At 67.3% G+C, this 14,350-nt stretch carries 13 protein-coding genes; 10 read left to right on the forward strand and 3 right to left on the reverse strand.

The window, feature by feature from the left end; genetic code table 11:
• Positions 1–137 precede the first annotated feature (137 nt).
• The 5 genes from ATC03_RS14065 (at position 138) to ATC03_RS14085 (ending at position 6,319) form a co-directional block, all read left to right on the forward strand.
• Positions 138–1,583: an O-antigen ligase family protein gene (locus ATC03_RS14065; protein ID WP_067878357.1), complete on the forward strand. Its 1,446-nt coding sequence runs from the start codon at positions 138–140 to the stop codon at positions 1,581–1,583.
• The gene (locus ATC03_RS14070) at positions 1,580–2,878 is read left to right on the forward strand and encodes an O-antigen ligase family protein (protein WP_067882237.1); all 1,299 of its coding nucleotides are present in this window, start codon (positions 1,580–1,582) and stop codon (positions 2,876–2,878) included. Before ATC03_RS14065 ends, ATC03_RS14070 begins: the two co-directional genes overlap by 4 nt.
• A gap of 104 nt (positions 2,879–2,982) precedes the next feature.
• Complete coding sequence (locus ATC03_RS14075) at positions 2,983–4,236, forward strand: acyltransferase family protein (protein WP_067878360.1); 1,254 nt, start codon at positions 2,983–2,985, stop codon at positions 4,234–4,236.
• A gap of 123 nt (positions 4,237–4,359) precedes the next feature.
• Positions 4,360–5,340, forward strand: a complete 981-nt coding sequence (locus ATC03_RS14080; protein ID WP_067878364.1) for a GDP-mannose 4,6-dehydratase — start codon at positions 4,360–4,362, stop codon at positions 5,338–5,340.
• 4 nt (positions 5,341–5,344) lie between these two features.
• Positions 5,345–6,319, forward strand: a complete 975-nt coding sequence (locus ATC03_RS14085) for a GDP-mannose 4,6-dehydratase (RefSeq protein ID WP_067878368.1) — start codon at positions 5,345–5,347, stop codon at positions 6,317–6,319.
• Positions 6,320–6,326: 7 nt separating this feature from the next.
• On the opposite strand, the gene ATC03_RS14090 is transcribed toward ATC03_RS14085, so the two are convergent.
• Positions 6,327–7,412, reverse strand: coding sequence for a glycosyltransferase family 4 protein (locus ATC03_RS14090; RefSeq protein WP_067878371.1), 1,086 nt, complete (start codon positions 7,410–7,412; stop codon positions 6,327–6,329).
• Between the two features lie 181 nt (positions 7,413–7,593).
• Between ATC03_RS14090 and ATC03_RS14095 the strand changes: the two genes are divergently transcribed.
• Positions 7,594–8,850: a lipopolysaccharide biosynthesis protein gene (locus tag ATC03_RS14095; protein WP_067878375.1), complete on the forward strand. Its 1,257-nt coding sequence runs from the start codon at positions 7,594–7,596 to the stop codon at positions 8,848–8,850.
• 45 nt (positions 8,851–8,895) lie between these two features.
• On the forward strand, positions 8,896–9,651 hold the full coding sequence (locus ATC03_RS14100) for a class I SAM-dependent methyltransferase (RefSeq protein ID WP_067878378.1): 756 nt from the start codon (positions 8,896–8,898) through the stop codon (positions 9,649–9,651).
• On the opposite strand, the gene ATC03_RS14105 is transcribed toward ATC03_RS14100, so the two are convergent.
• Both ATC03_RS14105 and ATC03_RS14110 read right to left on the reverse strand, forming a co-directional pair.
• A complete protein-coding gene (locus ATC03_RS14105) occupies positions 9,643–10,014 on the reverse strand; it encodes a DUF2304 domain-containing protein (RefSeq protein ID WP_067878381.1) in 372 nt (123 codons plus the stop codon). The genes ATC03_RS14100 and ATC03_RS14105 overlap by 9 nt on opposite strands.
• Positions 10,011–10,748 carry a glycosyltransferase family 2 protein gene (locus tag ATC03_RS14110; RefSeq protein ID WP_227820106.1) on the reverse strand — a complete coding sequence of 246 codons (738 nt, stop codon included), beginning with the start codon at positions 10,746–10,748 and terminating at the stop codon, positions 10,011–10,013. Before ATC03_RS14110 ends, ATC03_RS14105 begins: the two co-directional genes overlap by 4 nt.
• Between ATC03_RS14110 and ATC03_RS14115 the strand changes: the two genes are divergently transcribed.
• From ATC03_RS14115 to ATC03_RS14125, 3 genes are read left to right on the forward strand one after another with little or no spacing between them, the layout of a single operon-like run.
• Positions 10,720–11,940, forward strand: a complete 1,221-nt coding sequence (locus tag ATC03_RS14115; RefSeq protein ID WP_227820107.1) for a polysaccharide biosynthesis C-terminal domain-containing protein — start codon at positions 10,720–10,722, stop codon at positions 11,938–11,940. The genes ATC03_RS14110 and ATC03_RS14115 overlap by 29 nt on opposite strands.
• Positions 11,937–13,088 carry a non-hydrolyzing UDP-N-acetylglucosamine 2-epimerase gene (wecB, locus tag ATC03_RS14120; protein WP_067878387.1) on the forward strand — a complete coding sequence of 384 codons (1,152 nt, stop codon included), beginning with the start codon at positions 11,937–11,939 and terminating at the stop codon, positions 13,086–13,088. The genes ATC03_RS14115 and wecB overlap by 4 nt, the downstream gene beginning before the upstream one ends.
• Positions 13,089–13,122: 34 nt before the next feature.
• The gene (locus ATC03_RS14125) at positions 13,123–14,307 is read left to right on the forward strand and encodes a glycosyltransferase family 4 protein (protein WP_067878390.1); all 1,185 of its coding nucleotides are present in this window, start codon (positions 13,123–13,125) and stop codon (positions 14,305–14,307) included.
• Positions 14,308–14,350: the final 43 nt, after the last annotated feature.

The raw sequence follows: 14,350 nt of genomic DNA on the forward strand, positions 1-14,350 counted from the left end.
ACCACGACGGCGAGCGGATGCCGCGGGCGAGCGTTCGCCCGCGGCATCCGTCGTCTGCGGCCGCGCCACCTGCCGCGGGTCGGTCCGAGCGCGTCGGCGACGGTGCCGGCGACCTTCCGCGCGATAGCCTTGACCCCATGAATCCCGCACGCCGCCCAGCCCTCGCGGGCGCGTACGCGACGTTCGTGCTGTTCACGGCGTTCGCCGGGCAGTTCTGGCGAAACCTCCTCGGCTGGTGGGGGTTCGGCGCGGCCGTCGCGATCGTCGTGGTCGGCGGCATCCTGCTCATCGCGCACGTGCGACCGCGGTGGAAGTGGCGCCGCACGCCGAAGTCGACCCTCGCGTTCCTGCTGCTCGCCGTGCTCTCGCTGGCGTGGTCGTTCTACCCGGGGGCGACGGCGCTCGGACTCGCGATCCTGTTCGTGACGACGTTCGCCGCCGTGACGCTCGTGCTCTGCCTGCCGTGGTCGCGCGTCGTGGCGTCGCTCGCGTCGGCGATCAAGTGGATCCTGGCGCTCTCGATCGCGTTCGAACTGTGGGTCGCGGTGTTCGTGCGCGAACCCCTGCTGCCGAACTTCCCCGACTTCGAGGTCACGGGCGAGAAACTGCCCCTGGCGTTCTACTGGTCGCGCGGCCTGCTGCTGCACGGCGGACCCATCGAGGGCATCGTCGCGAGCCGCAACCTGCTCGGCATGATCGCGCTGCTCGGACTCATCGTGTTCGGCTGCCTGCTCGCGGCCGGCAGCATGCGACGGGCGCCCGGCATCTCGTGGCTCGTCGTCGCGGGCCTCGTGTTCGCGCTCACGCGGTCGTCGACGATGATCCTCGTCGCCGCGCTCGTGGCGGTCGTGCTCGTGTTCGCGCTCTGGACGCGCCGGGTCGGACCCCGCCACCGACGAAAGGTCTACTGGGCCGCAGCCGGCGTGGTCGCGGCATCCGTGACCCTGCTGCTCGTCTCGTGGAACCTGCTGCTGCAGCTCTTCGGCAAGGGCGAAGACCTCACGGGCCGCACCGACATCTGGGCGAGCGTGATCGACCTCGCACAGCAGCGACCGGTTGCGGGTTGGGGGTACGTCGGGTACTGGGTGCCGTGGGTCGAGCCCTTCAAAGACCTCGCGGTGCGCAAGGGCGTGACCTACCTGCAGGCGCACAACGCCTGGCTCGACGTGTGGATGCAGCTCGGCGTGCTCGGGCTCATCGCATTCGTCGCCATCGTCATCGGCGCCCTCTGGCGCTCCTGGTTCCTCGCGGTCGATCAGCCCAAGGATGCCGCGGGCCGCCCGCTCCCCTACTCCGCGGCCTCGCTGCTGCCGCTGCTCGTGCTCTTCGCGCTGCTCGGACAGAGCCTCGCCGAGAGCCGCCTGCTCATCGAGATCGGCTGGCTCCTGCTCATCGCGATCGCGTGGGCCACGAAACGCCGGCAGTGGACGAACGACCCGCTGCCCGCCGAACCCCGACCGGCGCGCTCGCACGCCGTGGCGCTGCCCGAGCCGCCGGCATCGCGCGGCGCCCCGGCGGCGCAGGGACCGCCCGACGCCCCGGCGCCGCCCGCACCGCCCAGCGCCTCGGCGCCGCCGGCATGACCGCGACGCCCTCGGTCATGAAGGCGCTGCGCGAGTTCGCCGGGTCGGCCCGCTTCGCCCAGGCGCTCTCGCTCACCGCGATCGGCGTCGGACTCGCGACGCACCTCATCCGCAGCCTCATCGGGTGGCCCGGCCTGCTCGCCATGATCGCTGGCCTCCTGGTGCTGTGCGGCGTCTCGCTCGTCGCGAGGTGGCGCGCGGTCGAGTGGTACGGCATCCTGCCCCTGACGATCCTCGTGTTCGTCGGCTGGTGCGCGGCATCCGTGCTCTGGAGCACGACCCCCGCCACGAGCGCGCTGCGGGTGACCTACCTCGTCGGATTCGCCTTCATCGGCGTCTACGTGGCGCTCATGCGCGACACCATCCAGATCGTCCGCGCGTTCGGCGAGGTCACGAGGGCGCTGCTCGGCGTCTCGCTGGCGCTCGAGGTGTTCTCCGGCATCCTCCTCGACCTGCCGATCTCGTTCCTCGGCATCAACGGCGACATCACGAACCTCGGACCCATCCAGGGCATCTTCGGTTCGAGGAACCTGCTCGGCTTCATCGCCGTCGTGGCGCTGCTGACCTTCATTGTCGAGTGGCGCACCCACCTCGTCACGCGGACCGTGGCGATCGCGTCGCTCACGCTCGCCTCGGTGTGCGTCGTGTTCTCGGGGTCCCCGACCGCGTGGATCGCCCTCGCCGTCGCCCTCGTCGCCCTCGCCGCGATCTACGGCCTCCGGCGCGCCGCGCCCGCCACGAGGTGGCGCTGGCAGATCGCGTTGCTCGTGGCCGCGATCGCCGTACTCATCACGGCGTGGCTCGTTCGCATCCGGATCATCGAGCTGCTCGACGCGCGCGCGGAGTTCGACGTGCGGCTGGACCTCTGGCGCGAGGCGTCCCGATACCTGGCCCTGAACCCCCTGCAGGGCTGGGGATGGGTCGGCGCCTGGCCCGACTCGTCGCCCTACCTCTGGATCGAGGCGGCGACCGGGCGCCAGCACAGCTCGGCCCTCAGCGCCTACGTCGACGTCTACTTCCAGGTGGGCGTCATCGGGGTGCTGTTGTTCGCCGCCCTCATCGGCGTCGCACTCGTGCGCGCCTGGCTGCTCGCCACGGGCCGCCGCAGCGTCGTCTACCTGTGGCCCGCGCTCATGCTCGTGACGATCGCCGTGACCTCGTTCGCCGAGAGCTTCGCGATCACCGAGGGCGGCTGGATGCTGCTCGTCGTCTGCGCCGTCAAGGCGGCGCGCGACATGAGCTGGCGCGACGCGCTGGCGGCGAACCGGCCCACAGCACTCGGGCCGGGGGGCTGAGCCCTCGCCCGACCGGCTGAACCGCGCGGAACCGATCAGCGAAGGCGCCGCCGGCAGGTAAACTACGTCAGGCCCACCCTCCCCAGCGCAACGATTGCACGAGCATGACGACCACTCAGAACAGCACTCCCGCGACGTCGGGCCAGCCGGCCCGTGAAGCGCTCGAGTCGACGAGCGGTCGGCCCGATCCGATCCCCGCCCTCACCGGGCTGCGCATCGTCGGAGCCGCGTGGGTCGTCCTGTTCCACTTCCAGCCGATCCTCTACGAGGCGTGGCCGAGCGCGCGGATCCTCGAACCGGTTCTCGGAGTCGGCTCCTACGGCGTACCCCTCTTCTTCATCTTGTCGGGCTACATCATCTGGCACAACTACGGTTCGCCGCGATTGTTGGCCGGCCCGCGACCGTCGATCAGGTTCCTCTGGCGGCGTTACGCCCGCCTCTGGCCTGTCAACGTGCTGAGCCTGATTCTGGTCTCACCAGCGATCTGGTGGGGCGTGACGGTCAACGGCAACTGGGGCGCTCCCGTGCCCGACTGGTACTCGATCGGCGGATGGCTCAAGAGCGCCTTCATGGTCTCCGGACTCGACGGCGCACATGTGACCTACGGCTGGAACAATCCCGCGTGGTCGCTAACCGCCGAGATGGCGGCGTACGTCGCCTTTCCACTGCTCTTAGCGATCCTGCTCGCCGCGCGCATTCCCCAGTCTTCGTTGCGTGCGCTGTGCCTGGTCCCGGCGATCGCCCTCGCGGTCTTCATCGACGTCTCGGTGATTGAGTTCCCGTATCGCTGGCTGGTCGACCTGCTTCTCACCTTCACTGCGGGCGTACTGCTCCGCATCGCCGGACGCCCGCACCGGCTCATCCCGCTCGCCAACATCGTGCAGGTTCTCGCCCCGGTTCTCGTCGTCGTCGCCTGCTACACGGGCTACATCGACTACATCACCGTCCTTCTGCTCATCTGGGTCTGGGCGCTCGCCGCACCTCGCGGCCCGGTGGTCCGGTTGTTCACCACCCGGGCGTTCCAGGTGGCCGGCTATTCGTCCTACTCGCTGTACATGCTCCACTTCCCCCTCTTCGCATACGGGTTCATGCTCCTCTACTTCTACCCGTCCGTTCGCAGCGACTGGCTCCCGGCGTACGTGGTCGCGGCGCTGACGGGCGTTTACGTCGCCTCCTGGGTCACGTGGAAGTGGTTTGAGACACCGGCTCGAGAAGCTATGAACCGCCTCTTCGAGCGCTGCTGGCCGAAGATGAGATCCGGTCAGAGCGACCTGGTCCGGACCTCGCCGACGACTGCCGAGCCGACTGACTCATCTCGACCTGCTGCCGCTTCGAAGCCCGGCGAATCCACGCTCTGACCCGAACTCCCGCGTTCCGCCGCATTGATAGAGTGACGGACGGGTTTGCGGCAGTCCGCCCCGTGTTCGGCGGTCTGACGCACTGAAGACCAACCATCCCACTCGAGAACAGAAGGAGCGAGAATGCCCCGCGCACTCGTCACAGGAATCACCGGCCAGGACGGCTTGTACTTGGCCGAACTCCTCCTCGCCAAGGGGTACGAGGTCTTCGGACTCATCCGCGGGCAGAACAACCCGAAGCTGGACCTCGTTCGCTCGACCGTTCCCGAGGTGAAGCTGCTGACCGGCGACCTGACCGACGTGTCGAGCCTCGTGCGCGTGCTCTCGATCGCCCAGCCTGACGAGGTCTACAACCTTGGCGCGATCTCGTTCGTCGCGTACTCCTGGGAGAATGCGGCGCTGACCACCGATGTGACCGGCAAGGGCGTTCTGAACATCCTCGAGGCCACGCGACTGTACGCCGGCGACGACATCGAGCGCGTCCGTTTCTACCAGGCGTCCTCCTCCGAAATGTTCGGCAAGGTCCAGCATGTGCCCCAGAGCGAGTCCACGCTGCTCTGGCCGCGTTCTCCCTACGGCGTTGCGAAGACCTACGGCCACTACATGACGATCAACTACCGCGAGTCGTACGGCATGCACGCCTCGAGCGGCGTGCTGTTCAACCACGAATCGCCCCGCCGCGGACCCGAGTTCGTCACCCGCAAGGTCTCGCAAGCGGTCGCTCGCATCAAGCTCGGGCTCCAGGACGAGCTCGTGATGGGCAACCTCGACGCCAAGCGGGACTGGGGGTTCGCAGGAGACTACGTCGAGGCGATGTGGCTCATGCTCCAGCAGCCGGTCGGCGATGACTTCGTCATCTCGACCGGGGAGACCCACTCGATCGGCGAGCTGCTGGATGTCGCCTTCGCGGCCGGTGGCATCGACGACTGGGCCCCGTACGTGCGACAGGACCCTCAGTTCATGCGGCCCGCCGAGGTCGACCTGCTGATCGGAGACTCCACCAAGGCCCGCGAGACGCTCGGCTGGAAGCCGACCGTCACGTTCGAGCAGCTCGTCACGATGATGGTCGAGTCCGATCTGGCCGAACAGTCCCGAACCCGCTGACGACATGACGCGGGTATTCATCACCGGAGCCACCGGACAGGACGGCAGCTATCTCGTCGAGCGCCTCGTCGCCGAGGGCGCGGAGGTGCATGCGCTGGTCCGTCGCCGATTCGAACCCGGGGCGAACGCACTCCCCAGCGAGGTCGTCGAGCACGTCGCAGATCTCGCGACGCCCGCGGCGCTGCGTGACGCGATCAACGCGGCCGAACCGGATGTCATCTACAACCTCGGCGGCATTAGTTCGGTCGCAGCGTCGTGGGCCGACCCGCTCGCGACGTCAGCCGTGACCGGCACGGCCGTCGGCGTCATCCTCGAGACTGCATGGCAGCTTCGTACGCGCCACGATCGAGACGTCCGGGTCATCCAGGCGTCGAGTGCGGAGATCTTCGCAGGCACGTCGATCGTCCCTCAGAACGAGTCGACGCCCGTCTCTCCGATCAACCCGTACGGTGCAGCGAAGTCGTATGCCGCCCACCTCGTCGACGTCTACCGCCGTCGAGGGCTTCACGCCAGCTCGGCGATCCTCTACAACCACGAGTCGCCGCGTAGACCGATCGCATTCGTGACCCGCAAGATCACGAACGGGGCCGCCGCGATCGCAGCCGGGACCCAGGACCAGCTCACGCTCGGCGACCTGACGGTCCGACGCGACTGGGGTTGGGCGCCCGACTTCGTCGATGCGCTCGTCCGCATCGCCTCAGCCGACCGGCCGTCCGACTACGTCGTGGCGACCGGAGTCTCGCATACGATCGAGGACTTCCTGACCGCGGCCTTCGACGAGGCCGGGATCGGCGACTGGCGGCCGTACGTGCAGACGGATCCCCGATTCATCCGACCGACCGACGCAGCAGATCTCCGAGGGGATGCGTCGAAGATCGCCGAAGAACTCGGATGGACTCCATCGGTCGGGTTCGAGGATCTCGTGCGGCGGATGGTTCGGCACGACGTCGGCCGTGCCGACACCTCGGTGACGGGTTAGGCACCGCCTACCGAGCCGGCGTGGTCGCTCGAGATGTTGCGTCCAGCCGCAGGTAGAGCTCCCGGTGCACGTCGTTGCAATGCTCCCACGTGAAGGCCGCCGCTCGCCCGACCCCGCGCGCCGAGAGCTCGCCACCGCGAAGCAGGGCTTCCTCGATGCCCTTCGCGATGGATCGCGGGTCCTCGGGATCGAAGTACACAGCGGCGTCCGCGCAGATCTCCGGAATCGAGCCCGACACCGACGCAGCCACCGGGCACCCGGCTGCCATCGCCTCGAGCGGAGGCAGCCCGAAGCCCTCGTACAGGCTCGGGAACACGAGGGCCGCAGCCGTGCGGTAGAGCTCGCCGAGCTCTTCCCGGGAGACGTGGCCTGCCCATTCGACCCCGTCCGGCAAGTCGCCGAGCTTGTCGAGATCGCCGCCGCTCAGCACCAGGCGAAGCCCTGGGCGCTGTTCCCGCACGATCTTCAACGCCTCGAACAGACGCGCGTGGTTCTTGTGTCTCCACGCGCGAGCCGGGTAGAAGAGGAAGTCCTCCCTGGCTCCGAGGTTCGGGGCGAAGTCAACCGGGTCGTACCCGAGGTGGGCGACCGTGATCCGGTCCGGCTCGATTCCGAGATGATGAACGAGCCGCTGCTTCGTGAACTCGCTGATGGTCACGACCGCATCCGCCCGTTTCGCGGCCCGATCGTACGCGAAGGAACGGAACAGTCGCTCGAGCGGATGGAAGAGCTCGGGCAGATCGAGGTGCTGGGTATCGGCGATCGAGACGATGGTGGTCTGCGACCGGAGCGATGCCGGTATCGGCACCGTCAGCGGGAAGTGCACGATCCTCGACGCGCGCATCGAACGTCGCAACGACCGCGAACGGATCACCACACGTGCCATGCCGAGCAGCCGCTGCAGGCCGGACGCCCCAGATGCCGTCGAGGCGATTTCCTCGGCCACTCCTCCGTTCCACCCAGCGGCGTTGCGAGGAAGGTGCACGTGGACATCGAGCGCCGGGTCGCGCGAAAGGCGCGCGACCGTCTCCTTGGCGTACACCTCGCCGCCCCCGTGCCCGCCGGGGTACAGGGTCAGAAGGGAGATGGACACGCGAGGCCGAGGCGATGCGCTGGTCGATTCTGGAGTCACGTCACCCATTGTCTCAACTCGCGTCAGATCCCAGGTGCACGCACGCCACGTGCCGATCGCTCCGATCGAACGCCTAGACTCGGTCGGTGATCATCTCGCCCGCGCCCCTCGACGAAGCCGTTACCGGTTCGGACCGAACCCGATGACGAGCGTCGAGGAGTTCACGGCTCCCCCCACGGACCACGGGGCCGGATTCACACGGGTGCTCGTGGCGACCGTCGTCATCGGCATCGCCGGATACGCAATCACCTGGCTCGTCCCGCGCGTCGTGGGCGTCGGCGAATACACGACCTTCGCCCTGTTCTGGTCGTTCGCGTTCCTCGTCGTGGCGGGCCTCTCCGGCGTTCAACAGGAGATCACGCGGGCCACACGGCTCGCCGGTGCTCCGCGCATCGATCGCGCTGCGCACGCCGGACGGTTCGCGCTCATCGCCGCCTCCCTCGTCGGCGCACTCGTCATCGGATCGGCGTTCCTGTGGGCCGAGAACCTCTTCCCGGGCCTCGGATGGGCGATGGTCCCCCCGTTGACCGTCGCGGCCGCGTCGTACACCCTGGTCGCGGTGCTGTCCGGCACCCTGTACGGCGTCGCGGCATGGACCGCCGTCGCATGGTGCATCGCACTCGACGGCACGATCCGACTCGTCCTGATCGCGACCACGCTGCTCTTCACACACGATCCGGTCGTGCTCGCGTGGGCGATCTCGCTGCCGTTCCTGATCACCTTCGTCGTCATCTGGCTCTCGATCCGTAAGTCGCTCGCAGGGCGGACGCACCTCGATGTCACGTATCGCGAGCTCACCTGGAACTCCGCGAGAACGATCATCGCGTCGATCTCGATGGGAGCGCTCGTCAGCGGTTTTCCGGTGCTCCTGGGCCTGACCTCCCCGAACGCGCCGGAGGTGGAGCTGGGCGTGCTGATCCTCCTCTCCACGCTCGTCCGGGCCCCGCTCATCGTGGTCGGCATGGCGCTGCAGAGCTTCCTGGTCGTGCTCTTCAAGGAACGCACCGACCGCCGACGACTCCTGCTCGCGATCGAAGCGGTGGTGGCCGGCGCAGGACTGGTGATCGCCGGTCTGGGATGGTGGCTCGGCCCCGCCGTGTTCGAGTTCCTCTTCCCCGGCGAACCCGTTCCATCCGGCGCCCTCATCGCCGTGCTCGCCCTCTCGTCCGCCTTGGTCGGCGCGCTCTGCGTTACGGCGCCCGCCGCACTCGCGCTCTCGATGCACGGGCTTTACACGGCGGGGTGGGTGGTCGCCGCACTCACGACGCTCGCGTGCCTGCTCGCACCGCTTCCGCTGGAAGCCCGAACGATCGTCGCACTCCTGGTGGGTCCGGCCTGCGGTCTCGCCGTCCACATCATCGGACTCTCGCTCGGCACGCGACGGCAGCGCACGAAGTAGGCTCGACCCGTCTCGAGACTCGAGCCGTCTGACGAACGGAGAACGATGGCACCGGATGACCCAGCGGAGGGCTACTCGGATTGGAAGGGCTGGACCGCCGACACCTTCGGACACCTCAGTCGCGGTGACGACGACTATTACGCTCGTGAGGTGCGCGATGCCACACGGCGGACGTCGATCGGCACGGTTCTCGAGATCGGATTCGGAAACGGTGCGTTCCTCGCATTCTGTCGGAGCCGTGGGTGGGACGTCACGGGTGTCGAACTGCTTCCCGAGTTGGTCGAGGCCGCGAAGGCGGCGGGATTCGCCGCGTACCCGAGCGATCGACTCGACGAGGTTCCGGACGCGAGTTTCGATGCGGTCTTCGCCTTCGATGTCTTCGAGCACATCCCGCCCGAGGCCAGCGTCGAGTTCCTTCGCACGCTCAAGGCGAAGCTCCGTCCCGGCGGGGTGCTCGTGCTCCGCTATCCGAACGTCGACACGTGGATCGGAAATCCGTTCCAGTTCGGCGACGTCACCCACGTGAACGCGATCGGCGCGCTCAAGATGGGCTATTACGCCGATACCGTCGGCTTCGACCTCGTCATCCTGCGGGCCACGAAACGTCGCGGTTTCGCGGTCTCACCCATCCACGGCGTGCACGCGCTCACCGCTGGGGTCCTCGCGAAGATCGTCGCCGGTGTGGCGAAGGCCGTCTACTTCCCGGATATCCGCGTCGTGCTCTCGTCGTCCTCGGTGATCTCGATCCTGACGCCGCGAGAAGAGCGCGACGGCCCGCTCGACGGTTCCTCGTCACGATGATCCGGGGCCCGGGCGCTCGTCTTCGAGCGCGCGGATCCGGAGATCCTGGAGGGCGGACTGCTCCGCGAGCACCCGGGTCTTGCTCTCGAGCACCGTCAGTTCAGCGCTGGTCTGGATGCAGACGAGGAACAGGATGGCGATGCTCACGAAGAACACGAGGTTCACCGGGACGGCGATGCCGATCGCCTGAGCCGCCCAGTCGAGCGTGACCGGGAATACGCCCACGACAAGTGCGAGCACGCCGGCGAGCAGCCACCAGAAGGCATGCCGCTCACGCAGGCGTCGCCGCCGGAGCATCTCGACGACGACGACAAGAGTGCCCAGTGCCGCGAGGATTCCGAAGATGTAGCTGGTGACACTCACAGTTCGGAGACTCCGGTTCTGAACGTCGATGCGGGGCGCACGAGGGCGAAGACCATCGCGAGCATCGCACGCCCGAGGTAGACGGCCGATTTGAACGGATTGTGCGACGGAACGCCCGCAGCGCGCTCGCGCATCGCCGTGGGCACCTGTCGCACGACGCAGCCCGCGCGAAGGGCGATCACGAGGGCCTCGATCGTGTCGCCCAAGTACTCGGCCGGATAGTGCTCCGCGAAGAGTCGCAACGCCTTCGGCCCGGAAGCGCGGAAGCCCGAAGTCGTGTCCGTCAGTCTCGTTCCGGCGAGCTTGCTCAGCGATGACGCCAGCAGCTTCATCGCCCACCAGCGAGGCCCGGTCGAGTGGTAGTCGCCCTCGCCGGCGAAGCGTGCACCGAGCACGATGTCGGCCTCGGAGAGCTTCTCGAGGAGTTTCGGCACGCCAGCCGGATCATGCTGCCCATCGGCGTCGATCTGCACGGCGACCGAGTATCCGTTCGCGACGGCGTAACGGAAACCGGCGCGCATCGCTCCCCCGACGCCGAGATTGAAGGGCAGCCTCAGCACGCGCGCGCCCGCCGCCGCGGCCACCGCCGCAGTCGCGTCGGACGACCCGTCATCCACGACGAGAACGTGAGCCCCGGGCAGCACGCTGAGAACCTCGGTCACGGTGCGCCCCACCGATGCCTCTTCGTTATAGGCGGGCATCACGATGAGCGGTCGGTCGGGGGCGTCTGGCACGAACCGATCCTACCAAGCACGCTGGGATAGGATCTCGGAGGGCGAACAGCCCCTCACCACGCGCAGACGCGCCCACCGATTCACAGCAGAGAGCGAGTCCATGTCACGTATCGCGGTGTCTGGCGCCAACGGGTTCTTGGGCTGGCACACACGGTGCGCGATCGAGGGCCTTGGGCACTCGTCTGCTGCATTCCGCGTGGGCGACGGGTTCTCGCCGACTGCGGCGGCATCCGCCATTGACGGCGCGAGCCGCCTCGTGCATCTCGCCGGCGTCAATCGCGGAAGCGATGCCGAGGTGCACGACGAGAACGAACGGTTCGCCCGTCAGGTCGCAGAAGCCCTTCGGCTCGCCGAAGAACCACCACCGGTCGTGGTCTTCGCGAACTCGATCCAGGCCGAGTTGGGGAACGTCTACGGCGAAGCGAAACGACGCTCGGCCGGCATCATCGCCGCCGCCTGCGAAGCGGTCGGAGTCGAGTTCGTCGACGTCCGACTGCCGAATCTCTTCGGAGAGCACGGTCGTCCGTTCTACAACTCCTTCGTCGCGACGTTCAGTGACCTGCTCGCGCGAGGCGGGACGCCGGTCGTCGAAGGGGATCGAGAGGTTCCGCTCCTCCACGCCCAGGCCGCGGCGGCCGCACTTCTCGGCACAGGCAGCATCGACGATCACCTGGTGCCGATGCGCGTCTCCTCCGTCCTGGCGGACCTGTCTCGATTCGCACGGGACTATGCGCACGGCACGATCCCAGCTCTCGAGTCCTCGTTCCAACGCGATCTGTTCAACACGTATCGGTCATTCGACTTCGGCATCCGACAGATGATCCCGCTCACGAGGCACGCGGATGCCCGCGGCTCGTTCTTCGAGATCACGAGATCGGTCGGCGGTGCCGGGCAGTCCTCGTTCTCGACGACACGTCCGGGCGTGACCCGCGGCGATCACTACCACGCACGGAAGATCGAGCGCTTCACGGTCGTGCGCGGAACGGCGGTCATCCGGCTCCAACGACTGTTCAGCGATGACATCGTTCAGCTCCACGTGAGCGGCGACGAGCCGGTCGCCGTCGACATGCCGACCTTCTGGTCCCACAACATCACCAACACCGGCGCCGACGACCTCTACACGAACTTCTGGATCAACGAGATCTACGTGCCCGAAGACCCCGACACCTACCCGAAAGCTATTCCCGTATGAGCAGCCGCCTGAAAGTTCTGACCGTCGTCGGTACGCGCCCCGAGATCATCCGGTTGGCCGCGACGATCAAACGCCTCGACGACACCACCGAGCACGTCCTCGTCCACACCGGTCAGAACTACGACTACGAGCTGAACGAGGTCTTCTTCGAGGACCTCGGCCTCCGGCGACCCGACCACTTCCTCGGCGCAGATGTCTCCTCGCTCGGCGCCGTCCTCGGATCGATCCTCGCGTCCGTCGAGCGTGTCCTGATCGCCGAAAGACCCGACGCAGTCGTCGTGCTCGGCGACACCAACAGCTGCATTTCCGCCCTCATGGCACGCCGGCTGAAGATCCCGGTGTACCACCTCGAGGCCGGCAACCGGTGCTTCGATGAGAACGTGCCCGAGGAGGTCAACCGCAAACTCGTCGATCACGTTTCCGATTACAACCTCGTCTACACGGAGCACGCCCGGCGGAATCTCCTCGCCGAGGGGATCCACCCTTCGCGCATCCTGCTGACGGGTTCGCCGATGCGCGAGGTACTCGATGCGAACCGAGCCTCGATCGAGGCGAGCACGGTGCTCGAACGCGAGGGCCTCACGTCAGACGGCTACTTCCTGGTGAGCCTTCACCGTGAAGAGAACGTCGACAATCCGGAGCGTCTCGCTTCGCTACTCTCGGCGCTCAATGAGCTCTCGGCGCAGTACGCACTGCCGGTCCTCGTCTCCACGCACCCCAGAACCCGGAATCGGCTCGAATCGCAGGATCCAGCACTCACGGCCTCGCTCGTCTTCCACGCGCCGTTCGGCTTCCACGACTACGTGCACCTGCAGCAGCATGCACGACTCGTGCTCTCCGACAGCGGCACCATCAGCGAGGAATCCGCCATCCTGAAGTTCCCGGCCGTCTCGCTCCGTGATGCGATCGAACGCCCCGAGGCGATCGACACCGGCGTGACGATCACGACCGGGGTCGGGGCAGAGAGCATCCTCGACGCCGTGGCTGTGACGATCAGCCAGTGTGCTGCCGAAGGTGTGGGCGCGGCTCCGTGGGAGTACGAGATCGCCGATGCGTCGCGCCGCGCCGCGAACTTCATCCTCTCGACGGCCCCGACGCACCATCAGCGCGCAGGCATCCGCATCGCGACTCCGGTCGAACGAGGTTGAGCGACCGGCCAGCCGATGACATCGGGCTGAGACGATGAAAATCCTCTTCGTGCACGAGGTGAACTACACCGAGAAGGTCATCTTCGAGATGCATGAGTTCCCCGAACTCCTCGCGCTCCGCGGGCATGACGTGTCGTTCTTCCATTTCCCCGAGCGTCCCGCGGTCGTCCGGCGTTCGCTTCGCACCTCGGTCGTCGAGATCCCCGGACGAGTGCACCCCGGCGCACGCATCCGTCTCATCACTCCGCCGACCCTCGGGGGCGGAACGCTCGATCGATACCTGGCTCCGATCCTCGGCCTCCCGGCGCTCAGACGAGAGATCGTCCACGGCGGGTACGACCTGATCGTCCTCTACGCTGTGCCCACCACTGGTTGGCAGACGGTATCGATCGCTCGCCGACACGGCGTCCCGGTCGTCTTCCGCGCGTTGGATGTCTCGCACGGCATTCGCGATACACCGGTGTCCGCGCTGATCAAGCTCGCCGAGCGCCATGTCTACCGTGGGGCGGACGCGTTGTCGGCGAACAACCCCGCCATGGCCAGATACTGCATCGAGGCGTCGGGTCGCACGGGTCCCACCCGGGTCGACCTCGCCCCGGTGGATCTCAGCCACTTCGAACGCGAGGTCCAGGCCGACATCCGACCACGGCTTGGCTTGAGTGCGGGTGATCGCGTGCTGCTCTACATGGGCACGTTCTTCCCCTTCTCCGGACTCGACATCGTCGTACGCGGCCTGCCGGCGCTCATCGCCCGCGATCCCTCCATTCGACTGGTTCTCGTCGGCGGCGGCGAGCTCGAGAGCACCCTTCGTGCCACCGTCGAAGAGCTCGGCCTTGAACGGCACGTGCTCTTTACCGGAATCGTGCCGTACGCCGAACTTCCGGAGTACCTCGCGGCGGCGGATGTCGGTCTGAACCCGTTCGAGCCTGGGCTCGTCACCGACATCGCGATCCCTCACAAGGTTCTGCAGTACATGGCGTCAGGTCTCCCGGTGGTCTCGACGGATCTCGAGGGTCTTCACGGCGTGCTCGGCGACGAATCCGGGGTCACCTTCGTCGCGGGCCCCGCCGACGTCGCCGACGCAGCGTACGGACTTGCGACGATCGACCGGGCGATGCTGGCGAGCATCGCCGATCGCCAGCGTCGATTCGCACACTCGACCTTCTCGGAGGAATCGGCGGTCAGCGCCTTCGAAGAGCACCTCCGCACGGTGGGATAGCATGTCAAAGGCCGAACCGGCCCGTCACCACCTCGAGCAGAAT

It is taken from the genome of Agromyces aureus (assembly GCF_001660485.1).
GTDB lineage: Bacteria > Actinomycetota > Actinomycetes > Actinomycetales > Microbacteriaceae > Agromyces > Agromyces aureus.